Here is a 23733-nt window from a genome sequence, read left to right as displayed (position 1 = left end):
CCGAGGAGACAAGGACCATGCCTTACGTCAACATCAAGGTCACACGCGAAGGTACATCACCCGGCGCGACGGCCACCACGCCCGAACAGAAGGCGGCGCTTATCAAGGGCGTCAGCGACCTGCTGTTCCAGATTCTGGGCAAACCGCAAGACTCGACATTCGTCGTGATCGACGAAGTTCAGCTGGAAAATTGGGGATGGGGTGGACTTCCCGTCCCTGACTACCGAAAGCAGCTTGCGGCCCAGTCTGCCCGTCAGGACAGCACCGGCTGATCGAAGCAACACCTCGCCTTTCGCGATGCCTCGGCCGTACTGGCCAAGATGGACCCGCTGCACAAGCCGAGTCGGATGGGATCGTATCTCGCCGAGAGCGCAGAGGAGTGCCGGAGCCGCGACTGTGGCTGTATCCCGCGTTTCCTCATTGCGAAAGCCGCTGTCGGCCCTCTCCAGCAATGTAGCAGGTCAGCAACGGCAGCATTCAACAACTCACGACCGCCGCTGCCGGCCTGGCCATGACCAATTCAAGAAGCTAAGCTTCCGTAGAACTTAGCCGTAGAAAGTCCCCGTAGCATTTCATGTGGGCTCTGAGACACTCAGCTAAAAATCTGTGCCATTCTAACAACTTCCAACGCTGAGTGCAGAGGAGCGGTGATCCGCTGCTTTCGGAATCAGACGGACCTTGAAAGCCTCGTCTTCGGGCGTTCAATAAGTTCGTAACTGGGAACGCGGGTGCTTTCCTGCCGTGAGTCCAGAGCAGCTCCGCAGATTGCGCAGACCACGTCACCTGGATGCGGTACCAAGAACTTCTCTTCGGTGCGTCTGTACTCAGCACCGCAAGTGCATTGCACAACTGTCACCATGCTGGTGATATGTGCTTCCGATCAGGAATTTCCAGCCGCAACTTTCCTTGTCCTCTCGCGAGTTTGGCCGGCGCTTTAGGGAAGTCCGTTTGGGGGTCATAAGCGGCAGTCGAGGCAAAGGCGGCCCCGCGTCAGGTTCGCGGCCGATAGCCGACATCCGAATTGGCTCACCGTTGTTCAGCTAAGGGCCATAACCTGACCTTCCATGTGGCCTCCTGCGACCAAAAGCACCTTCATTGCGTCAGTTCGTCGAGTAAGGACTTGGCCTGCTTCAAATCCGACGTGTCGAAGCCCTCGGTGAACCAGCCGTAGATAGGCGCGAGGAGATCGCGGGATTCTCTGCGCTTGCCACGGTCGCGCCAGATCCGGGCCAAGCTGGTGGCAGCGCGCAGCTCCAGGCATTTGGCGCTCTGGCAACCCGCCACGTCTAGCGCACGCCGAAACCACCCTTCTGCTTCGGTCCCGTCGCCGCTCCGCCTGGCAAGCGTCAGCTCCCCAGTTAACCGGCAGATTTCCGCCTCCCATCGCCGCTCGCCGGTTTCCTCGACAATGCGCGCAGCCTCGACCAGCGCAGTTAATCCTTGCTCGATTTCTCCGGCCCACGCCGATGCTTCAGCCAGCGACGCGAGATAATAGCCGACGGATGCGCACGCCCGTCGGCTCGACGGCCGCGAGACCGCCGCGAATCTCCGCGATCCCTTCCACCGCCTGCCCGCGTGCCGCGATCGCCCACCCCCGCAAGATGCTCCCAGCCGCCGCCAGGTGCGGTGCGATCCCATGCTCAGCGCACACCGCGATTGCGGTCTCCGCATGCTCCTGGGCCGGCTCCGCTTCCCGCCGATGGTGGTAGATCATTGCCGCGAACACCAGGGCGAGAACAACGCTGAAGGGGTGCGACAGCCCCCGCGCCATCCTCACCGCCTCGCGCGCCGTGGCAAGCGCCTGCTCGGGGAAGCCAAGCGGCCACAGCGTGAGGGCCGCGGTGTATCGATTGCAGACGGCTGCGTCGTGGCCGCCATACAGGAACGTATGGCCACGGTGCGCGTCCGGCCGATATAGCGCCCATCCGGCTTCGAGATGCGTCCGACACGCGGTCAGTTCCGGGAGATGAAGGAGTGTCGTCCATGCGGCATGATGCGCCTGCAGGAGCAACGCCGGGTCGGCGCTCTGCCGAGCGACCGCGAACAGCCCGTCCAATAGGCCGCGAGCCGCCTTGAACTCGCAGCGCTGCTGGTAAACAAGCCACAGCCCCCAGTTCACGGCATAGAGCTGCGCTACATCGCCGGCTTGCTGACACAGATCGCGTGCGTGCAGATAAGCTTGTTCCACCTCCGCCGCCGAATAGCTCTTGGTGGCGATCAGCACCGGCGCAAGCACGAGCTGCAGGGCGAGTTCGCGGCGGGCACGCTCCGCCGGATCGGCGACCCGCCTGACGAGCGCCAGCCCCTTGTAGAGATGGGCAAGGCACTCGGCATGCGCCGAGCGCTCAGCCGCGCGCTGGCCGGCCGCCTGCCAGTAGGCAATGGCGTTTTCCGCAAGGTCAGCTTCGGTGAAGTGGTGCGCGAGCACTTCCGGCTGGGTTGCCGCGATGTCCGGAAACGTCTCTTCGAGCGCCCGGGCAATGCGCGCGTGCAGCGCGTGCCGCCTATTGCGCAGCAATGTGCCATAGGCGGTGTCCTGAACGAGGGCGTGCTTGAACAAATAGGTCGCGTGCGGCGGGATGCCGTTTCGGAACAGCAACCCGGCTTGCATCAGGCGGTCGAGCGCCGAGACCAGTTCCGGCTCTGACTGCCGCAGCACGGCGGCTAATAGCACATGAGAGTACTCACGACCTATGACCGCTCCGATTTGTGCTACCTCCTTGGCCGGGCCAAGCCGGTCGAGCCGCGCCATCAGAGAAGCATACAGGCTCGCGGGGACCGCCAGCGCTGGAGAGGGAATCGCGGCCGCAGTCTGCATCGCTCCGCGCTCGCCCCCAGCCTCCAGCACCGCCTTCGTCATCTCCTCGACGAACAACGGGATGCCGTCGGTGCGCTCGACAATGTCCTTTCTGACCTTCGCCGGCAGCAGCTTATTGCCGACGACGCACTCGATGACGGTCCCGACCTCGCGATGTCCCAGCCGATTGAGGGCAAGCGTTGTCACATGCGATTGTCCGACCCAGGGCGCGTCGAACTCAGGCCGAAACGTCACGATCAAGAGCACGCGAAGGCTCGCGATCCGGTTCACCGAGCGACCGAACACTTCCAGGCTCGTGGGATCTCCCCAGTGCGCATCCTCGACGATCATGAGCACCGGGCTGGACCGCGCGAGGGCTTCCAATTGGACGCCGAGTGCCGCCAGCGTTTTCTGCCGGCGCTGTTCGGGAACAAACTCCAGAGCGGGATAGCGTCCGTCGTTAGGAAGCGACAACATCTCGGCCAACAGCGCCGCGTCCTGGCGGGACGTCGAAGTCTGCGCCAGGAGCGCATCGAGCTTGTCGAGCTTGGCTTGCGATATGTCGCCGTGCACAAGTCCGGCAGCCCGTTCGAACTGCCCGATGATCGGATAAAGAACGCTGTCGATGTGTTGGGGCGAGCAGAAATAACGAAGCCGTGTGTGGGGTTCGGCCGTCAGGCGCTCCATGAGTGCAGTGGAGAGCCTGGATTTGCCGATCCCGGCCTCACCGGACAGCAGCACCACCTGGCCTTCGCCGGCCTTGGCTTTTGCCCAGCGCCGTAACAGGAGCTCAAGCTCTTCTTCGCGGCCGACGAGTGCGGTCAGGCCGCCGGGATGCATTGCGTCGAAACGGCTCTCGACAGAACTGGCCCGCAGCACCGCGAAAGCTCGCGCTAGACCTGTGATCCCCTTAAGCTCCGTTGGCCCGAGGTCCCGCAGCTCGAAGAGATTGCCCAGCAGTTTGCGCGTGGCCTCGGCAATGACGACTGTGTTCGGTTCCGCGATGCCTTGCAGACGGGCCGCAAGGTTCGGCGTCTCGCCGACAATCCCGCGCTCCTGCGCTTCGCCGGAGCCGACGAGATCTCCGACGACCACCAGCCCGGTGGCAACCCCAACCCGCATCTGCAGGGGCTCGCGAGCTGGGAGCGCAGCAACCGCGTCGATCAGGGCGAGGCCGGCACGAACAGCTCGCTCGGCGTCATCCTCATGCGCCTGAGGATAACCGAAGTAGACGAGAACGCCGTCGCCCATGTATTTTGCCACGAACCCGCCGAAGCTGCGGACGGTCTCGGCAACACACTTCTGATAGGCCGTGATGACCTCGCGCAAATCCTCTGGGTCCATCCGGACCGAGAGCGCCGTCGAGCCGACGAGATCCGAGAACATTACGGTCACTTGGCGACGCTCGGCGGTGTCCTCCTCTTCGTGGATTGCCAGAGAAACGTCGCATGCTGGCGTGGTTGCGCTCTTTTCCGCGCGCAGAACCGCAATTGCATCTAGAAGCGTGCGGCGGTGCCCAACCATGGCGACGCCCAAGTCTTTCAAGTCCTCCGCCGTCAGATTGGGCAGGACCTTCTCACTGATCTCATTTTCGCGGAATGCCGCCTCATATTGTTCGAGGCCAAGCCTCCGCAGCCAAACTCCGACGTCCATCATGGCGCCCCGGTTCGCCTTGCGCTGCATGATCCCGCAGTTGAGACAGCCTGTCTAGAGCGCCCTCTTGGAGGACCGGTTTGGGTCATGACCGCACTTCGGAGTGCAGGCTGCCTGCTTCCGATCTACCCCTATGAGCCGACCACCCGGGACGCTGCCTAGACTTCGCGTTCGGGCCAGAGACGGAAATCGCTGCTGCTTGCGATCGCAGGACACGTTGTTCCCCCTCTTGAACGGCGCGTTGAGATGGTCGACAGTAAGCGTGTCAGGCCTGACGAGGGGAGATCTAGAGTGGCCCCATCGCAGATTGATTTCTGGTTCACTATGGGCAGCACGTATTCCTACTTGAGCGTGTTGAGGCTCTCCGATGTTGAGCGATCTACGGGAATTTCCTTCCGTTGGCGCCCGTTTCATCTGCTCATCATCTTGCAAGAAATGAGGCACGTCCCGTTCGCCGATAAGCCAGCTAAACTGACTTATATGTGGCGGGATATCGGACGCCGCGCCGCGATGTACGGCTATCCAGCCAATCTCCCTGTGCCCTACCCCGCCAAGCAGTCAATAGTCGCAAATCTCATCGCAACTGTTGGCATGCGCGAAGGTTGGGGGCCGGAATTTGTTTGCGCCGCGTACCGCCGCTGGTTCACGCTAAGACAGGAAACTGGCGACGAGCCCAATGTATCGGAGAGTTTACGGGACATTGGGCAAAACCCGGACCGTGTGCTCACGTTGGCTTATGCAGAGACGGCGAAGGCCGAACTTGGGGCGGAGACGAGCGCAGCGCGAGATCTAGGTATATTCGGATCACCGACGTTCGTCGTGGACGGCGAACTATTTTGGGGCGACGACCGACTGAACGACGCAATTAGCTGGTGTCGTTCCGGCCGCGTCCGACATGGCTGATTGATCATTGTTGCGGCATTCCTGCCTTGAGCAACCCTTCCCTGTAATTGTTGCGATCATCTTCACGTTTGAAGGGACGGATCACTTCCGCAATCGTTTTCTCCGAGTGCTCGCTTGCTAACAGATCACTCAGTGTCCTTCTTGCGGAGTCGATCATGTCGAGGTGGGCGTAGCTCGCCGCCAGTACGCGGCACGCGGTGTGGAACCAGCGCTGTCCAAGGCTTTGCCTCGCCGTCTCAGCGGCTTCGGCGTAACGTCTGAGCAGATACAAGGCCGACGCCCGTTGGGCGAGCCAAGCGAAGATTTGCGGATCATTGGGACTAAGCCGTAGCGCCCGATCGATCGCCGTCAGGGCCTCGCGCGGCAGGCCGAGAAAATTGCTTGCCACCGCTAACGCAAAATAGCCGAGAGCAAAATTTTCATTCAGCTCAATTGCTCGCCTGGCGAATTTGACTGCGGTTTCGCAATCGTCGTTATGCGCCAGATTGAGTGCTAAAATATAGCAGGCAGAAGCGCTGCTATGCTCAAGTGCAAGAGCACTCTTAGCAGCAGAAGCAATTTGAGCGTTGACTTTATGAGCATTGACATCGCGCCCTGGGCTGAGCCGATAGGCACGAGTGCTGAATAAAGTCCGAGCAATCCCGACGTAGGCGTCGGCAAGCGTGTGATCTAGCTCAATCGCGAGATTGAAACAGACAATGGCCTTCTGTGCATCCTCCTTGCTAAACTGATGGAAGTGCCACATTCCACGAAAATAGTGGTCTCTCGCCACCATTTGCTCCGGCGTCTTGCGGCGGGCGCGTTCGATTTCGGCTTTCGAGACCGCCGGCTCTATCGCAGTAGCGACATCTTGCGCCACCTCATCCTGAATCACAAACCCATCGGTGAGATCACGATCATACCTGTCTGCCCAGATGCTCGTGCCAGTGGTGGTGTCTACCAGCTGCGCCGTCACGCGCACCCGACTGCCAGCCCTTCGAACGCTTCCGTCGAGGACGTAATGTACACCCAATTGCCGACCAACATCTCTTATGTCGACTTGGCGGCCCTTGTAGGAAAAGCTTGAATTGCGAGCAATCACGAAGAACCAGCGCCACTTTGACAATGCCGTGATGATATCTTCGGTGATGCCGTCGGTGAAGTAGTCCTGCTCTAACTCACCACTCAAGTTTCGGAACGGAAGCGCGGCAATCGAGGGCTTATCAGGAAGCGCGAAGAGTTGGCTCGGCGCGGCAGAAACACTCTTTGAACCCGCCGCAGCCGAGATCTTATCCACACGCATTCGCCAGGCACGCATTGGCTCAGCGATATTCTTCAGCGACTGAAAACCCAGATCGTCAAAGCAAATGTCAAGCTTGCCGCGGAGTTGGCGCTGAGCGTCATCGGAGATGCATATCCCTCCTGGCTCTGCAATCCCCTCCAGACGGGCGGCTATGTTGACGGCATCGCCAAAAATATCGTCTTCATCAATGATTATATCGCCGACATGAACTCCGATCCGAAACTCTATCCTTTGATCCTGTGGCAGGCCCGTATTCCGGTCGGCCATGCTACGCTGAACTTCAACGGCCCAGTGACCTGCGTCCACGGCACTAGCGAACTCGACCAGCATGCCATCGCCGGTCGTCTTTACAATGCGGCCACGATACTCGGCCATAGCGGGATCGATGAGCGTCTTCCGCAACGACTTGAGCTGCGCCAGCGTGCCTTCCTCTTCGCGGCCCATCAAGCGGCTATAGCCGGCGACATCCGCCGCTAACACAGCCGCCAGCCGCCGCTCCACGCGCTCGCTGCTCACAAGTGCCTCCCAGCTCGGGAGATTGGACGGACAGTATAGCAATTTAACGGGGCGTTGTCCGACTCCCAATGTCCGATATGGGTCAGAATCGGCCCCGAACGGGCTTCGGCGTGAAGGTCAGCTACGGCCAATAGCAGAAGTCAACGTAGGCCGAAATGAAAGAGGCCGCGAACTGAGACGTCCTCACTTCAAAAAGGCGCCCACCGTCCAAGGAACCTTTGTACGTCATTGCAGTTTCAGCATCATCATCCGCTTGGGGCGCTTTGGGAGCTTTTCGCGCAACTGCCTCGTAAGCTCGGCCGGATTGCGGAAGTCTGGATCGTCAATATCAACGTTCTTCGCAATGATCGTTTCAATCCGGCCGCGAACCCGGTTTGCAGTCTCGCGCTTCTCCACCCAGATCGGCTTGAGCAGATCGTACATGTGGCTCGGCTTGATCTCCGGGATGGTCAGCTTGCCGATTGTGGGATAGGCGTACCGCTTGAGGGACGAGGGCCACTGATCGCGATGCTTCACGCTCCAGGTCGACCAATTCGTCCGGATGTAGACTTCCGCGCATTCCTCGAACGTTGGCAACCCAACCTTGGCCTCGATGGCTTTCGATTCTTCGCGCGCCTTTCGCCTCTCCTGCACTATGTCCACGCCGGCGGTGCTGCGATCGCCTTTCACGCGCAGCCGCGCCGCATCCCGTGCCAGCCGCGCATCTTTTAGCGACACTTCTTTCAAGGAACCGAGGCCGTGCCAGCGCTCCTTGCCATCTTTCCAATATCTGTATGACCAGCTCTTCGACGTTGGTCCGGTGATGATCAAGTAGAGCCCATCACCATCGGCGTATTTGCCGGGCTTGGTTTGGCGCTCTACGTCGAGGGGTTTGAGCCTTCCAGCCATTGTTCCTCCGGGAAAACCGTCCTCCGAACCCACGGGCTACGGTCAGTGCCCCGATTAGGAGGAACACCGGCGAACTGCAAAGTACAGCACTTCGGCGCAAGTCACTGATTTTGCTGTGGAGTTCGAACGACTGCGAACAGTGGAGAACAATATACTGGCGGAAGGGGTGGGATTCGAACCCACGGTACCCTTGCGGGCACGCCGGTTTTCAAGACCGGTGCCTTAAACCACTCGGCCACCCTTCCAAGCCTTGAAATTGTTTAGCTTTTCATCGCTTCGCAGAAACGTTTCGAGGACTCTGCGACCGCTTTGCTACCCAACATCGGCTCGCTTTGTTTATGGCGGCGCGCGTGGCGACGTCAACCGCCGCGGCGGCCTCCCCGTGCATGTTTGGCATCAAGGGACGCCAGATATCCCTGGTGCTCGCCATCGAGGAGAGCGGCTAGTGCAGCACCCGGCTCGCTTCGGCGAGCCGGACTCTTTCTCTCAACTCTTCGAGCTCTTCGATCGCATTCAGCAACCTCACCAGTTCGCGGGTCATATGTGCCAATCTGGGCTTTGGACGTCGCGAGATACGAATACGCTGTCCCATCGGTGCACGCCTCCATGCTGTGGAGATCCACATGGCAAGGAGCGTGCCGCCCCCGTGAAGGGGTCTATTTTTAACGTAAATGAAGGCCCGCCGGCTCACGCTAGGCGAGCCACTCAAGGTCAACGGCTGATATTTTCACTTAAGACATCGCGATTGAGAACCTGCCGGCTCCAGGTCGACGGCATTTTGGGTTGCTCTCAATTCCGGATCGCCAACATCCCGAAAGCCGAGGTCCAGAAGCAAGGTGTAGATAACCTTCGCGCTCGACCGGCGACTGATTGCCGGTTCAGTCTGTTAACTTCAAGCTTTCGCCCCGTGTGAGTCGGGGGGATCCATGGAGCGGAAGCCGCTTGAGAGCATGCCTCTTGAAGAGCTGTGGCAACTCCACAGCCTCGTCAACGATATTCTCGCCGCCAGGCTTCTGGCGAAGAAGGACCAGCTAGAACGACGACTGGAGCTACTCAAGCGAGAGGGCAAGCCTCGTCATTGACGCCGCTGGCGGGCCTTTGTCGTTTAGAGAATGCGGCGGTCCGACGCGCGAGGTCGTAGGAAGATGTAGCAGCCACTCGGCTCGCTCCTTCGTCGAACTGGCCGCCATCAGCCACCCCTAGCTCGACGGGCAATCAACCAGCACGGCGCTCCGGATATATTTGGTCCTCTGATGAGCGTTGACGTAGCGGCCAAATTGCGGGCTGTAATTGAGGTCGTAGCGGCATCCTGCCCGCATGGCCTTGTAGATCGCGCCCCGCTCGATCACGTAACTCCCTTGCGGGAGCGTCTTGAGGCGGACCTGCGCGATCGTCTGTTCCTGGCCGTGGTCCGGGCCGAGATAGGTGACGCGGTCGGTGGAGCCGACCGACCAGACGATCGCAATGACGCAGATCAACGGAACAGCGAGAGCGGCGACCAGCCCGAGTTGCGGTCGCTCGAGGGAGGCGAGAAACAAGCTCATCTCGTTTCGTGTCGTTCCGCGCTCGGCGGTTCAAAGCTCCCTCACCTTCGCGCGAAAGAAAGCGCGGCGCCCCCCAAGGAGCGCCGCGCGACTATTCGTCGTGACCGGGTTCAGCTCAGTAGCCGCAGGACGCGCAGTTCATCTGCACCGGGGCGTAATAGGAATACCCGGGCGAGACCATCTCGACGCGCTGGCGTGTGGCGTATTGCGGCGGGATGCGCTCGTACTGGACGCTGGGCGGCGCCACCATCACGGTCTGCGGCACCATCACGGTGCGGTACTGCGCCGGCGTGCGGTGCGCGACGACGGAGCCCGGCGAGACCATCACGGTCTCGTCGACGGTGCGGTATTGCGGCGCGACATATTGCTGCTGATAGCAGGTCGTGCAGGGCGGCGGCGTGTAGCAATTATAACAGCCGGCAGAGGCTGCGCCCGTCATGGAAATCGCGGCGACGGCGGTGGAGAAAACAACGGCGAGAGTACGAGACATTGCGTGTGGTGCCCCAGTTGCCCGAAATGGATGTGCGAAGGTCGGCGCAGTATACGCGGTAAAATCCAGAGCTGCCGAACTTCGTCCGGGCATCCTTAATGCGAACGGCCCCTCGCGGTAGAGCGGTAAGAACTCATTGACCACGCGCATTAACGCGCGCGACGTGGGTTCGCATCGAAGTCCGCGTGACGTCTGGGAGCGCGAGCCGGCGATTGGATATCGCCAGTGCTCCGTTCGAGCGCCGCCTCCTAAGCGTTACCCACCTCTGCGAGGGCGAGCTTCAGCGCCTCGCCGCTCGTTCCAAGAACTCCAGCAGCGAGGGATCCGTCTCCTCGAATTCGACAAAGCGGCGACGCAACTCGTCGGCAATCTCCGCGGTGCAATCTCGCGACCATCCTTCCGCGGTATTGAAGGCCACGACACGGGCGGGATGCAGATATTGTCCGTCGACGAGATGCCTGAGCAGGGTCGCGCGATTGGCGTCCTCTTCCGCTGTTTCGCACCAGGCGCGGCCCAATCGCCGGCCGAAATCATCGAGCACGAGATAGACGTCCTGGTCTGTGGTCATCTGCGGCACGAGTGATGGAGCGTGACTCATGGCTTACTCCGCTACTGGCAATCCGGGACCGTTGCGGACGGAGCTGAATAAGGCGGCCGCCTCCGGCGAGATCCGGAAAATGAATTTCCGCAGTTCTCATAGGATGGCACAATTAGATTATAAACAAAAACGAAATAAATAAGAATTAAATAGCAGATTGGGGATAAAAGCATTATGGTCATAGCTGCCTGGCGGGCAAGCCCGCACGTCGGGTGCCCACTTCGCAAACGGCCCTCGCCTCACCCCCAACTAGCCCCCCAGAGGCGAGGGCCGTTTCTTTCCAAACTCCATTCCGGCCACACGGCCTGCAACCGCGCATCGGCGCGCGCTCCACATAGGCGATCGCGCGTCGTTCCGGAGCAATGAATCGGGATTGGCGCTACCGATCAGGCAACTATCTCGGGCGCCGCTTCACCTCGCGCACCGCGCCGCGCGCGGCGCTGGTGGTGAGCGCGGCGTAAGCCTGCAACGCGGTCGAGACGTTGCGCTTGCGGCCTTGCGCCTGCCAAGCGGCATCGCCCTTTGCCTCTTCCGCCGCGCGGCGGCGGGCGAGCTCCTCGTCGGAGACCTCGAGGCTGATGCTGCGGTTGGGGATGTCGATGGCGATGATGTCGCCGGTTCGCACCAGACCGATGTTGCCGCCTTCGGCCGCTTCCGGCGACAAATGGCCGATCGACAGGCCGGAGGAGCCGCCGGAGAAGCGACCGTCAGTGACGAGCGCGCAGGCTTTGCCGAGGCCCATCGATTTCAAATAGCTGGTCGGATACAGCATCTCCTGCATGCCGGGGCCGCCGCGGGGGCCTTCATAGATGATGACCACGACCTCGCCGGCGACGACCTTGCCGCCCAGGATGCCTTCGACGGCGGCGTCCTGGCTTTCGAACACGCGCGCGGGGCCGGAGAATTTCAGGATCGAGGCGTCGACGCCGGCGGTCTTCACGATGCAGCCGTCCTGCGCGAGGTTGCCGTAGAGCACGGCAAGACCGCCATCCTTGCTGAAGGCGTGCTCGAGGTTGCGCACGACGCCCTTCTCGCGGTCGGCATCGAGCTCGTCGTAGCGGCGCTCCTGGCTGAAGGCGACTTGCGTGGGGATGCCGCCGGGCGAGGCGCGATAGAAGGTGCGGACCGCCTCGCTCTTGGTGCGCTTGATGTCCCAGCGCTCCAGCGCGTCGTTCATGGTCGGTGCGTGCACGGTCGAGACCGAGGTGTCGATCAGGCCGGCGCGATCGAGTTCGCCGAGGATGCCCATGATGCCGCCAGCGCGATGCACGTCCTCGACATGCACGTCAGCGACGGACGGCGCCACCTTGCACAGCACGGGCACGCGGCGCGAGAGGCGGTCGATATCCTTCATGGTGAACGCCACCTGCCCTTCATGGGCGGCGGCGAGCAGATGCAGCACGGTGTTGGTCGAGCCGCCCATGGCGATGTCGAGCGTCATCGCGTTCTCGAACGCCTTGAAGTTGGCGACGTTGCGCGGCAGCACGGATGCATCGTCCTGCTCGTAATAGCGGCGGACGAGATCGACGATGGTGTGGCCGGCCTCGACGAACAGGCGCTTGCGATCGGCATGGGTTGCCACCACCGAGCCGTTGCCGGGCAGCGCGAGGCCAAGCGCCTCGGTCAGGCAGTTCATGGAGTTGGCGGTGAACATGCCTGAGCAGGAGCCGCAGGTCGGGCACGCCGAGCGCTCGATCACCTTGACGTCTTCGTCGCTGACCTTGCTGTCGGCCGCGGCCACCATGGCGTCGATGAGGTCGACGGCCTTGGTCTTGCCCTGCAGCTTGACCTTGCCGGCCTCCATCGGGCCGCCCGAAACGAAGACTGCGGGGATGTTGAGCCGCAGCGCGGCCATCAGCATGCCGGGGGTGATCTTGTCGCAGTTGGAGATGCAGACGAGGCCGTCGGCGCAATGGGCGTTGGCCATGTACTCGACGCTGTCGGCGATCAGCTCGCGCGACGGCAGGCTGTAGAGCATGCCGTCATGGCCCATGGCGATGCCGTCGTCGACCGCGATGGTGTTGAACTCCTTGGCGACGCCGCCGGCCTGCTCGATCTCGCGCGCCACGAGCTGGCCGAGGTCCTTCAGATGGACGTGGCCGGGCACGAACTGGGTGAAGGAGTTGACGACCGCGATGATCGGCTTGCCGAAATCGCCGTCCTTCATGCCCGTCGCGCGCCAGAGGCCGCGGGCACCCGCCATGTTGCGGCCGTGGGTGGTGGTGCGGGAGCGATAGGCTGGCATGGCGGTTCCGTCCTCGGGTTTGATGGCCGGGCGGGAAAATATGGAGCCGCCTCAGGCCTTTCCGGCCGGATAGCGCAGGCGGGGAACGCGCGCAACGGGAACTTGGGGCTGACAGAGCTCCCCTGCTCCCGGCGCGGGGGGCCTGCCGTGCCCCGGGCGCAGCGCGGCGCCACTTCGACGATGCGCTGCAGAGCCGGTGCCCATGTGGCGGTGAGTGCTGCGGCCGCCTGGGTCCCGGCTCGCGCTTTGCGCGTCCGGGACACGAGACCGCCGCCGCTATTGCAACGTCGGATCGAGCCGGTCGCGCAGCCAGTCGCCGATCACCGAGACGGCCAGCGTGGTCACGACGATGGTGGTCGCCGGGGCCAGCATGATCCAAGGCGCCCGGGTCAGATATTCCCGGCCGTAGCCGACCATATTGCCGAGGCTGGTCATCGGCGGCTGCACGCCGAGGCCGAGGAAGGACAGGCCTGATTCCATCAGGATCACCTCGGGGAATACCAAAGTGGTCGAGACGATCAGAGTGGAGGCGATGTTGGGCAGGATGTGGCGGAGGTAGATGCGCGACGGCGTCGCGCCCAACTGGCGCACGGCGGCGGCATAGCCTTGCGCGTTGGCGGAGATGGCAAGGCCGCGCGCGATGCGGGCGTAGCGCTCCCAGCCGAACAGGCCCATCAGGCCGATCAGGAGCGGCAGCGAATTGCCGAAGAAGGCGAGCACAGCCAGCGCCATGATCAGGAAGGGCATGCTGGCCTGGAAGTCGGTCAGCATCAGCACGAGCTGCTCAACGAACCCGCGAAAATGCGCGGCGAGAAAGCCGAGCGTGGTGCCGACCAAGGCCGAGATCGCGGTTGCGCCGAACGCGATCAGGAGCGAGATGCGGATCGAGACCAGAAGACGCGACAGCACGTCGCGGCCGAGCTCGTCGGTGCCCAGCCAGTGCGCGGCATTGCCGGGCGCGGCAAGCCGGTTGCGGAGGTCGAGCTGGGTGAAGCCGTAGGGCGCAATTTTTTCGGCGAACGCCGCGATGACAAGCACCGCGACGATCCAGGTGATCGCGAGCGCGACCGACACCGGGATTGCCGGAAGGCTGATGCGCCGGCGTGTGGCGGTGTCCTTCAGCGTCGCGTCGGTCATGCATGCGCTCCCTTGGTGCGCAGGCGCGGGTCGAGGAAGCCATAGAGGAAATCGACGATCAGGTTCGAGGTCACCATGGTCATCGCGACCAGCAGCAGGATGCATTGCACGACGGCGAGGTCGCGGTTGGCGACGGCGACGACCAGCAGGCGCCCTACGCCCGGCCAGGCAAACACGCTCTCCACCACGACCGCACCGGCGATCAGCGTCCCCACCATGAAGCCGAGAATGGTGACGGTCGGGATCGCGGCGTTCGGCAGCGCATGCGAGGTCACGACCTTGCGCCAGGGCACGCCCTTGGCCGAGGCGGTGCGGATATAGGGCTGGCCCAGCACCTCCAGCATGGCGCTGCGGGTGAAGCGCGCCAGCACGGCCGCACCGCCGAGGCTCAGCGTCGCAATGGGCAGGATGGCGTGGCGCCAGCTGTCCTGCCCGCCTGACGGCAGCCAGCCAAGCTGCACGGCGAAGACGAGGACGAGCAGCAGCGCGAGCACGAAGCTCGGCACCGTGAAGCCGGCGACCGCGGTCATCATCACGGCGCGGTCGATGGCCGAGCCCCGATGCAGCGCGGCGTAAATACCGGCGGGAATGCCAAGCGCGACCTTGAAGAAGAAGGCCGGCAAGGTCAGCGCCAATGTCGCGGGGATGCGCTCCAGCACGAGTTCGATCGCGGGACGACCGTCGCGCATGGAGCGGCCGAGCTCGCCTTTGGCAATGGCGCCGAAATAGTCGAAATATTGCGCCCAGATCGGATCATCGAGGCCCCAGGCCTTGCGGAATGCTGCGAGCACCTCGGGCGGCGCCTCAGGTCCCAGGATCATCAGCGCGGGATCACCGGAGAGACGCAGCACGATGAAGGCGAAGGTGACCACGAGCACGATCGTGAGCGCCGCGCGTCCGATGCGGATGGCGAAATAGCGTCCCATCAGGCTGCATCCCGCGTCTCGGCGCCCGTGACGAGATGGCAGGCGACTTGCCTGTCGCCGCCCACGGCCGCGAGCGTGGGCACCTCGCTCTTGCAGCGCGCGATGGCGCGCGGGCAACGCGGATGGAAGGCGCAGCCTTGCGGCCGCGCAGCCGGGTTCGGCGGATCGCCCGCAAGCACGATGCGGCCCGCGCTGCGGCGGCCCGGCGCGGGCGAGGCCGAGACCAGCGCCTGGGTATAGGGATGCTCGGGTCGCGCAAACAGATCATCGGCGCTGCCGATCTCGACGATGCGGCCGAGATACATCACGGCGACGACATTGCTGATCTGCCGGACGACACGCAGATCATGGCTGATGAACAGCAGCGTCAGCGACAGTGGCGCCTGGAGATCGCAAAGCAGGTTCACCACCTGCGCCTGGATCGAGACGTCGAGTGCGCTGACCGGCTCGTCGCAGACCAGGAAATCGGGCTTCGTGGCCAGCGCCCGCGCCAGCACGATGCGCTGACGCTGGCCGCCGGAGAGCGCGCCGGGATAGCGCGCACCATGGGCCGGTGTGAGCTCGACGGCACGCAGCAGCTCGCGGACGCGGTGCTCACGCTCGGCCGGCGTGCCGAGATCGTGGATGTCGAGCGGCTCGCGGATTTGCGTCGCGACCGGCAGCCGCCGGTCGAGCGCGCCCAGGGGATCCTGGAAGATCATCTGCATGCGCGCGCGCTGGGCTCGCCACGCAACCGTTCCCGGCGCAGCCATTGGCCTGCCGTCGAACCGCACCTCGCCGCTATCGGGCGGCTCGAGGCCGAGCACGATGCGGCCCGTCGTCGATTTGCCCGAGCCGGACTCGCCGACGAGGCCGAGCGTCTCACCCTTGGGAATCGTCAGCGACACGCCGTCGACGGCATGAACCGCCGTCGCGCGGCCGAACATTCCGGAACGCATCGCATAGCTGCGCGAGATCGCGGACACCTCGACAAGCGGCAGGCTCATTCGGCGGCGATCCCGAGCAGCGCGCGGCGCGAGGCCTCGGCGCGGATGCAGGCAACGCTGCGGTCATCTGCGATCGGCGCCAGGCTCGGCGCGGCATGGCCGCACGGCTCGGCCGCCAGCATGCAGCGCGGCGCGAAGGCGCAACCGCTGGGCATGTGCGCGGGATCGGGCACCGTGCCGGGAATGGGGGTGAGGCGCCGCCGCGGTCCATCCAGCGGCGGCAGCGCGCCGATCAAGCCTTGCGCATAAGGGTGCACGGGATCGGCGAACAGTTGGTTGCTGGGCGCCTGCTCGACGATGCGGCCGGCATACATCACCGCGACGCGGTCGCAGTTCTCGGCGACGACGCCGAGATCGTGGCTGATGAGCACCATCGCCATGTGCATCTCGCCCCGGATCGTGGAGAGCAGCTCCAGGATCTGGGCTTGAATGGTGGCGTCGAGCGCGGTGGTCGGCTCGTCCGCAACCAGCAGGTCGGGATTTCCGGCGAGCGCCATCGCGATCATGATGCGCTGGACCTGGCCGCCGGAGAATTCGTGCGGATAGGCGGACAGCCGCCTCGCTGCATCGGGAATTCCGACGAGATCGAGCAGCCGCCGGGCTTCCGCCTTCAGCGCCTCACCCGAGAGATCGCGATGCAGCGCCAGCGCTTCGCAGAGCTGCCTGCGGATGGTCAGCACCGGGTTGAGGGCGCTGGCCGGATCCTGGAAGATCATGGCGACGCGCCCGCCCCTGACCTGGTCGAGCGCGGCGGCGGGCGCGCCGAGGATCTCGCGGCTGTCGAGCAGCACCGAGCCGGAGACCGAGGCGTGACGCGGCAGCAGGCCGAGGGCGGCAAGCCACGTCACCGACTTGCCCGAGCCGGACTCGCCGACGAGGCCGAGGGCCTCGCCCTTCTGCAAGCTGATGTCGACGCCACGCAGGACCGGCACGCCGCCAAAGGCGACGCGCAAGTCCTTGATGCTGACCAGCGGCGGCACCGCTCAGGCCTCGAAATTGCCGGCGCGGAAGTCCATCGCAAAGGCGGGCGCGGCCTTCCATTTGATCGATTTCGGCTTGGCCGTGAAGGTCGCGTTCTGGTGCAGCACCGTATAGGCGGGGTCCTCGCGCTCGGCGATTTCCAGCATGCGGCGGAACGCTTTCTTGCGCGCGGCGCGATCGGTCGACGTCTCCAGGAACTCCGACAGCTTGTTCAGCTCGACATTGGTCCATTCGCCGATTTGCTGCTGCTGGCCGTTCGGGCCATGCTGGGCGACGAGCGAAGACACCGGATCGTTGAAGGCAGCCGAGTTCGACCAGTCGCGCACGGCGCGCGTGGGCGCACGCTCCATGATCTGCGACCAGTTCTCCTTGGTCTCGATCTGGACGTTGAGGCCGACCGACTTCCACATCTCGACCAGCACCTGCGCGGTCGCGACCTGATTAGTGTAGTAATTGTTGAGCAGCCGGTACGGGATCGGATCGCCCTTGTAATTGGCCTTCTTCAACAGATCCTGCGCGAGCTTGGGATCGTAAGCCGGCACGCTCCAATCGGCGTTGAACATGTCGCCGTAGAATTCCCATTGCAGGCCCTTCGGCACGCGGGTGCGGCCGGCCCACAGGCTGTCGACGATCGCCTGGCGGTCGATCGCATGGGTGAAGGCGCGCCGCACCAGCGGATTGGCGAGCACGGCGTGGTTCTTGTCGAACACGGTCAGGCGGTGATTGAGAATGGTGCCGCCCTGCACTTCGAACGCCGCGTTCTTCTCGATGCCGGCGATCTGGTCCGGCGGAATGTCGCAGGCGAACTGGTATTCACCCGACAAGAGCCCGTTGATGCGGCTTGCGACCTCCGGCACTTCGAGGAAGCGGATGCGCTTGAGCGGCGGACGGCCGCCCCAATATTCGTCGTGCGCTTCGAGCGTCAGCGAGACGTCCGGCTTGAGCTCGACGACCTTGTAGGGACCCGTGGTGACAGGCTTGCGAGCCCACTCGAGATAGCTCGCGGACTCTTCCCAGGCGCGACGGTTCATGATGTCGGAGCCGTAGCGCATCAGACGGCCCTCGATCGTGACATCGGGCGTCGCGTTGTAGAAGCGCACCGTGTACTTGTCGACGGCGTCGACGCGGACGAGGTCGGGCCAGATGCGGCGCGCGACCGCGGGCACATCCGGCGGCAGCTCCTTGCCGGGACGCGGCGTCGGGATCTTCTCGAAGGCCTGGATGGTGGAGCGGCTCTTGGCCTCGGTCTCGCCGAACATGCGCTGGCGGCTGAAGGTGAAGACGACGTCCTCCGCCGTGAGCTCGTCACCATTGTGGAATTTGACGCCCTGCCGCAGCTTCAGCTCGACGGTCTGGTCGTCGATGCGGCGCCACTCGGTGGCGAGACCCGGTACGGCCTCGAGATTGCCGCGCCAGTTCTTGGAGATCAGGCCTTCCCAGATCGAGGAAAAGAACACGCGCTCGCCGACGTTGGACTGTTCGCGCAGCACGTCGAGCACGTTGGCATTCGTCACCTTCTGCACGGCGATCGTCACCGACGGACGATTGTCGGCCTGCCCGATCGCAAAGCGCGGCAGGAGAAGCGTGCCTGCGGCAGCGCCGCCGGATTTCAGGATGGTGCGACGGGTGAGCTTGCTCATGATGGTGACCCTGCCCTTTGTGATGTCGGTTATTCGGCAAGCCCGAGCGCGGCGAGATGGGCTGCGCCGGCACGGACGTCGTCATGGTTGCGGAGTTCGAGGATCAGCCGCGGGTTGGAATTGACCCGTGCCAGCGCGCGGAACACCGCGACCCACGGGATGTTGCCCTCGCCCGGCGCCCAGTGCCGGTCGGCAAAGCCGTCGGTGTCCTGGAGGTGCACATGGGTCAGCATGTCACCAGCGGTTTCCACGTAGTAATCGACCGGCGGTGCCCCGGTGGAGATATGGGCGTAATTGGCGTGCCCGGTATCGAGCGAAACGCGGACCTTGCTGCTTTCGAGCGCCCTGGCGAGGCGCACGCGGTCGCGCGGATCCTTGTCCTCGATATTCTCGATGACGATCTCGCAGCCGATCGTCTCGGCGCGCGCAATGACTTCGGCGAGCGTCGCCTTGACGCGTTCGACGAGATTGCCGCGGTTATCGGGATAGAGATCGAGATTGTTGTGGTCCCAGGTCGTGAACGGCGAATGGATCACCATCTGCGTCGCGCCGAGGAACTCGGCGGCTTCCAGCCCCTGGAGCAGGCGCTTGGTCACGGCCTGACGGATCATGGGATCGTGGCTATCGATCTTGAAGCCCCAGAACGGGCCGTGAATGCCGAGCCGGCCGGTGTGGCCCGCGAGCATCTGCTTGATGTCGCTAGCCGCGCTGCGCCAGTCGCTATCGAGCAGATCGGCGCGGAAGAAATCCTGGACCTCGAGATCGCGCTGCCGTTCCAGAAGCCAGTCGCGATGCGCGGGGATCGATTTGATGGACAATGCGGCGCCCAGCACCGGCTTCGACATGGCTTGCTCCTTGGCCGTCAGCGATGACGTGAGCAGCGCTAGACCAGTTCAATGACAGGCTGGTGAAATGCAGGTTGCGAGGTGCCGGTGAGATGTGGACATCTTGTCGGCCGTCGCTTTCCGATTGGGCAACGATGCGCGCAACCGATGCCGAACGAACACAGGGCAAGCAGTATCGATGTCCGTAGTGATCCGGAATGGAATCCTAATTAACCTTCGCGTACATCGCGGGACATCGATCGGCGGCCACTTCCACGGGCATCACCCTCTGATCGCGCGACATGGGGTTGGGGGACCACATGGGGCGGGGGATTGAAGGCTGGGGCAAGGTGACGAGGTCCGGACTCCTAGGCACTCCGGACCTCGAAACTTTTTAGATTGAACGCAGCAACGCGCCGTCCGGGTGGGGCATCCGGGCGGCGCGTTGTCGTTTCAGCGTGATCTTTGGGTTAGCGCGTCTGCGGCTCCAGCGTCACCGTGCAATCGCCCTGCCCTTGCGTCGCGACCAGGATATTGCCCGCGGGAGCGCCGAGGGCGATCGGCGCAGACGAGCCGCCGCCGGGCATCTGGACGACCACGCTCAGGGAATCTGTGCGCGCTGTCGAACCCACGGTGGTCGGCTCGGCCTGGGCTACATTGCCGGAGGCGTCGCGCCGCATGATCTGGCAGTTCACCATGTTTCCGCCAGCCGCCGCCATGCTTGATGACGAGGTGCTGCCGCCCATTTGGGCGCGGGCCCGCGAGGGATCGCGAGGCACCTGGCTGACGATGCGATGCGAGCGCGGCTCCACGATGACGACCTCGTCCTCCGTCGCGAAATATTCGTAGTCCCGATAGGCAGGCTCGATCGAGACGATCTCGGGCGGAAGCCGATGCAGCCGCACGCGCGAGGGAATCGTCTCGCCGACCCGGATCGAGATGTTCAGATTGCGCTCCGGCTGCGCCAACCGTGCGCGACTGACCGTTTCGGAGATCCGCACCTGCCGCTCGGTCGTCACCTGGGCCTGCTGATTGACCTGCGTGTTGGTCTGCGTGGTCTGATTGGCCTGGTTGGTCTGTGTGCTGGATGTGCCGGGCGCGGTCTGCGCATTGTTGGTGGGAGCTGTCCGGTTCGTATCCGTGGCGGTGGCCGGCCTGTTATTCTGTTGCGCCGGTGGCTGTTGCTCGGCCGCATTGCGTGGCGGCTGGGCCTGGTTGCGCTCGTTCTGGTTGGCTGTGGCGCCAGTCCGCTCGTTCTGCTGGCCAGTCTTGGACTTCTCGGACTCGGCCGTTGATTTCTGTGGCGCCGATTTGTCCTGCTTCGTCTCAGCACTGCTCTTGCTGTCGCGTCCCTGCTTCGTGCTCTCGGCCTCACGGTTGCGATCGCGCGAAGGCTCGCGAGTTTCTTGTGCCTGATCCCTCGTTTTTGGTTGGTTGCGCTCGGCAGAACTCGGTGACTGGCGCTTGTCGTCACTTGCCTCCTGCTTGGCAGCGCCGCCCTTGTCTTCGCGGCCTGCGCCCTGGAGTCGCTCTTGAGCGCCCTGCGCGCGCTCTTGAACACGTTCCTGGGCTCCGCCGCGCTGCGGCCCGGCGCCCTTTGCCGGTTCCTCGGTTCGTCTCGGTTCGTCCCTGCGCTCACCGGGTGCCTGGGCGTAAGCAACGCCGGAAGCAAGCATCAGTCCGATAGCTGCGGTCGATAACATCAAGTGCCTGCGCATGTCCCTCTCCTCAAAATCACAACAACAGACGCGAACGTTCTGTGGGTGCGAAGGTTCCTGAGCAGGAACGAGGAGGTATCAGGCCGGGTTCACATCGCATCCTTCAGCGTGAGACGGGCGGTGAAGGTCACGCTGGTCTTGCCGACCAGCGCCATGCCTTCGACCTCGGCGCCACCGGCGGAATAGTGCCCCGAAAAGCCGCAGGTGACCTCGCGGCCGGCGAATGCGAGCGTCCTGCCGACGGCTTCAGTATGCTGATTGACGATCATGTCGCCGCGCCACTTGCCGTTCCGGAACGTGTAGCTGCCGGTGTAGTAGAAATAGCTGTCCCCACCCATGATGCGCCCGTCGCAGAGCATGACCACGCCCTGGCTTGTCCGCGCTTGCCGTCACGCATCTCGATGTCGAAGATGTAGAGGCCGTTGACGACCCCGGCGTCCGCACCCGCCTCTGCTCCATCCCCGGCCGACATCGCTCATCTCCCATGTCGATCCGCCGTCCCGATCAGGTCGGCACGTTTTGTTCGAGATCCTCGAGCCACGCCGCGGCGCTCGCATCCGACGGCGCGCGCCAGTCGCCGCGCGGCGACAGCGAGCCGCCGGCCGAGACTTTCGGCCCGTTCGGCATCGCCGAGCGTTTGAACTGGCTGAAGGCGAAGAAGCGGCGCAGGAACACTTCGAGCCAGCGCCGGATCTCGGCTAGCTCGTAGGCTTTGCGCCGATCGGTCGGGAAGGCCGGCGGCCACTCCCCTTTGGCGGCGTCCTTCCAGGCATGCTGCGCCATAAAGGCGATCTTGGACGGACGCATGCCGAAGCGCAACGTGTAGAACAGGTTGAAATCCTGCAGCTCGTAGGGCCCAACGGCCGCTTCCGTGCTCTGCGGTTTCTCGCCGGCCTCCACCGGCACGAGCTCCGGCGAGATCTCGGCCGCCAGGATCGCGCCGAGCGTGCGGTTGACGTCGTCACTGAACTGTTTCGAAGAGATCACCCAGCGGATCAGGTGCTGGATCAGCGTCTTCGGCACGCCGGCATTGACGTTGTAATGCGCCATCTGGTCGCCAACGCCATAGGTGCACCAGCCGAGCGCGAGCTCGGAGAGATCACCGGTTCCGATGACGATGCCACCATGATGGTTGGCGAGCCGGAACAGATAATCCGTGCGCAGGCCCGCTTGAACGTTCTCGAAGGTGACGTCGTAGACCTTCTCGCCCTTGCCGAAGGGATGGCCGATATCCTTCAGCATCTGCGTCGCGGTGGTGCGGATGTCGAGCTCCTGCCAGCTCGTCTGCAAGGCCTTCATCAACGCCAGCGCATGGGTCTTGCTCTCGCTGCCGGTGGCAAAGCCCGGCATGGTATAGGCCAGAATGTTCTCGCGCGGCAGGCCGAGCAGGTCGACCGCCTTGGCGGCGACGATCAGAGCATGGGTGGAATCGAGACCGCCCGAAACGCCGATCACGACGCGCTTGGTGCCGGTGGCGCGCATGCGCTGCACGAGGCCGGCGACCTGGATGTTGTAGGCCTCATAGCAGTCCTGCTCGAGCAGGCTCTCATCGCTCGGCACGAACGGGAAGCGCTCGATCTTGCGCAGGAAGCCGATGTCATCAGCCGGCGGCTTCAGGGCGAATGTCACCTTGCGGAAAAACGCCTCGCGCTGGCAACGGTTGTCGTCGAAGGTGCCCATCAACGCGCGCTCCTGCCTGAGCAGGTCGAGATCGATGTCGGCATAGGTGATCTGGCCGCCCTGGCGGAACCGCTCGCCCTCGGCCAAGAGCACGCCGTTCTCGTAGATCGAGGTCTGACCGTCCCAGGCGAGATCGGTGGTGGATTCCCCTGCCCCCGCAGCGGAATAGACGTAGGCCGCAAGGCAGCGCGCCGATGTCGATTGGCACAGCAGCGCGCGCGAACGCGCCCGGCCGATCGTGATCGGGCTGCCCGAGAGGTTGATGAGCACGCTGGCGCCCGCAAGCGCGAGCTCCGAGGCGGGTGTCACCGGGATCCACATGTCCTCGCAGATCTCGACGCCGATGGTGAGGCCCGGAACGTCCTCGGCCGAAAACAACAGATCGATACCGAACGGCGCGTGCAAGCCACCAAAGGAGATCGTCTCTCCGGCGATGCCGGCGCCCGAGGCGAAGTGCCGTCCCTCGTAGAATTCGCGATAGGTCGGCAGATAGCTCTTGGGCACCACACCGAGGATGTTGCCGCGATGGATGACGACGGCGCAATTGTAGATGCGATTGCCAGAGCGCAGCGGCGCGCCGACGATCAGGACCGTCATCAGCGGCGAGGAGGCCTCGACGATCGCCACGAGCCCGCGCTCGACCGCATCGAGCAGCGGATCCTGCTTGACGAGGTCCTCGATCGCATAGCCGGACAGGCACAGCTCGGGAAACACGGCGACCGCCACCGATTGTTTGTGGCAGGCATTCGCCGCGGCCAGGATAGCCTCCGCATTGGCCGAAGGATCTGCCACATGGGAGGTGGTGACGCAGGCGGCCACGCGTGCAAATCCGTGGGCGTAGATCGAATGGAAACTCATCGAGCGCAGTACCCTTGATCTTGTCGCGGCCGCAGCCGCCAATTCGACGTCATATGTAACCCATCGA

At 63.6% G+C, this 23733-nt stretch carries 20 protein-coding genes and 1 tRNA gene; 3 read left to right on the top strand and 18 right to left on the bottom strand.

Annotated elements, in window-relative coordinates:
• Positions 1–17: 17 nt before the first annotated feature.
• Positions 18–272, top strand: coding sequence for a tautomerase family protein (locus SE91_RS14745; protein ID WP_061848084.1), 255 nt, complete (start codon positions 18–20; stop codon positions 270–272).
• Between the two features lie 820 nt (positions 273–1092).
• Here SE91_RS14745 and SE91_RS37640 read toward each other — a convergent pair.
• Entirely contained in the window at positions 1093–1284 is a 192-nt protein-coding gene (locus tag SE91_RS37640; RefSeq protein WP_061848083.1) for a hypothetical protein, read from the bottom strand.
• 187 nt (positions 1285–1471) lie between these two features.
• Positions 1472–4480: an ATP-binding protein gene (locus SE91_RS14735; RefSeq protein WP_061848082.1), complete on the bottom strand. Its 3009-nt coding sequence runs from the start codon at positions 4478–4480 to the stop codon at positions 1472–1474.
• 261 nt (positions 4481–4741) lie between these two features.
• On the opposite strand from SE91_RS14735, the gene SE91_RS14730 reads away from it, so the two are divergent.
• Positions 4742–5353, top strand: coding sequence for a 2-hydroxychromene-2-carboxylate isomerase (locus SE91_RS14730; RefSeq protein ID WP_236840719.1), 612 nt, complete (start codon positions 4742–4744; stop codon positions 5351–5353).
• Positions 5354–5357: 4 nt separating this feature from the next.
• Here the strand turns inward: SE91_RS14730 and SE91_RS14725 are convergent, their stop codons facing one another.
• From SE91_RS14725 to SE91_RS14715, 3 genes are all read right to left on the bottom strand, one after another.
• A complete protein-coding gene (locus tag SE91_RS14725) occupies positions 5358–7151 on the bottom strand; it encodes an adenylate/guanylate cyclase domain-containing protein (protein WP_063921300.1) in 1794 nt (597 codons plus the stop codon).
• 225 nt (positions 7152–7376) lie between these two features.
• The gene (locus tag SE91_RS14720; RefSeq protein ID WP_008559642.1) at positions 7377–8039 is read right to left on the bottom strand and encodes a tyrosine-type recombinase/integrase; all 663 of its coding nucleotides are present in this window, start codon (positions 8037–8039) and stop codon (positions 7377–7379) included.
• Between the two features lie 155 nt (positions 8040–8194).
• Positions 8195–8284 (bottom strand) — tRNA-Ser (locus SE91_RS14715).
• 681 nt (positions 8285–8965) lie between these two features.
• Here SE91_RS14715 and SE91_RS37065 point away from each other — a divergent pair.
• Complete coding sequence (locus tag SE91_RS37065; protein WP_193409728.1) at positions 8966–9121, top strand: hypothetical protein; 156 nt, start codon at positions 8966–8968, stop codon at positions 9119–9121.
• A gap of 117 nt (positions 9122–9238) precedes the next feature.
• Here SE91_RS37065 and SE91_RS14710 read toward each other — a convergent pair whose 3' ends face one another.
• From SE91_RS14710 to SE91_RS14650, 13 genes are all read right to left on the bottom strand, one after another.
• Complete coding sequence (locus SE91_RS14710) at positions 9239–9583, bottom strand: hypothetical protein (RefSeq protein WP_061848080.1); 345 nt, start codon at positions 9581–9583, stop codon at positions 9239–9241.
• Positions 9584–9698: 115 nt separating this feature from the next.
• Entirely contained in the window at positions 9699–10022 is a 324-nt protein-coding gene (locus SE91_RS14705) for a hypothetical protein (protein ID WP_060736072.1), read from the bottom strand.
• 331 nt (positions 10023–10353) lie between these two features.
• Complete coding sequence (locus SE91_RS14700) at positions 10354–10671, bottom strand: hypothetical protein (RefSeq protein WP_060736073.1); 318 nt, start codon at positions 10669–10671, stop codon at positions 10354–10356.
• A 394-nt stretch (positions 10672–11065) separates the two neighbouring features.
• Entirely contained in the window at positions 11066–12916 is a 1851-nt protein-coding gene (ilvD, locus tag SE91_RS14695) for a dihydroxy-acid dehydratase (RefSeq protein WP_061848079.1), read from the bottom strand.
• Positions 12917–13192: 276 nt separating this feature from the next.
• Positions 13193–14053: an ABC transporter permease gene (locus SE91_RS14690; RefSeq protein WP_061848078.1), complete on the bottom strand. Its 861-nt coding sequence runs from the start codon at positions 14051–14053 to the stop codon at positions 13193–13195.
• Entirely contained in the window at positions 14050–14979 is a 930-nt protein-coding gene (locus SE91_RS14685) for an ABC transporter permease (RefSeq protein WP_061848077.1), read from the bottom strand. The genes SE91_RS14690 and SE91_RS14685 overlap by 4 nt, the downstream gene beginning before the upstream one ends.
• The gene (locus tag SE91_RS14680; protein ID WP_061848076.1) at positions 14979–15965 is read right to left on the bottom strand and encodes an ABC transporter ATP-binding protein; all 987 of its coding nucleotides are present in this window, start codon (positions 15963–15965) and stop codon (positions 14979–14981) included. Before SE91_RS14680 ends, SE91_RS14685 begins: the two co-directional genes overlap by 1 nt.
• Positions 15962–16945: an ABC transporter ATP-binding protein gene (locus tag SE91_RS14675; RefSeq protein ID WP_061848075.1), complete on the bottom strand. Its 984-nt coding sequence runs from the start codon at positions 16943–16945 to the stop codon at positions 15962–15964. Before SE91_RS14675 ends, SE91_RS14680 begins: the two co-directional genes overlap by 4 nt.
• Positions 16946–16948: 3 nt before the next feature.
• On the bottom strand, positions 16949–18586 hold the full coding sequence (locus SE91_RS14670) for an ABC transporter substrate-binding protein (RefSeq protein ID WP_061848074.1): 1638 nt from the start codon (positions 18584–18586) through the stop codon (positions 16949–16951).
• A 29-nt stretch (positions 18587–18615) separates the two neighbouring features.
• Positions 18616–19431, bottom strand: a complete 816-nt coding sequence (locus SE91_RS14665) for a sugar phosphate isomerase/epimerase family protein (RefSeq protein ID WP_061848073.1) — start codon at positions 19429–19431, stop codon at positions 18616–18618.
• A 449-nt stretch (positions 19432–19880) separates the two neighbouring features.
• Positions 19881–21128, bottom strand: coding sequence for a DUF1236 domain-containing protein (locus SE91_RS14660; protein WP_061848072.1), 1248 nt, complete (start codon positions 21126–21128; stop codon positions 19881–19883).
• A gap of 89 nt (positions 21129–21217) precedes the next feature.
• Positions 21218–21493: a hypothetical protein gene (locus SE91_RS14655; RefSeq protein ID WP_502687141.1), complete on the bottom strand. Its 276-nt coding sequence runs from the start codon at positions 21491–21493 to the stop codon at positions 21218–21220.
• A 139-nt stretch (positions 21494–21632) separates the two neighbouring features.
• On the bottom strand, positions 21633–23666 hold the full coding sequence (locus tag SE91_RS14650; RefSeq protein WP_061848071.1) for an NAD(+) synthase: 2034 nt from the start codon (positions 23664–23666) through the stop codon (positions 21633–21635).
• Between the last annotated feature and the right edge of the window lie 67 nt (positions 23667–23733).

Source organism: Bradyrhizobium sp. DOA1 (assembly GCF_001593325.1).
In the GTDB taxonomy this organism is placed as follows: domain Bacteria; phylum Pseudomonadota; class Alphaproteobacteria; order Rhizobiales; family Xanthobacteraceae; genus Bradyrhizobium.
The sequence above is the reverse complement of the archived record's forward strand: the minus strand, read 5'-3'. Positions and strand labels throughout refer to the sequence as shown.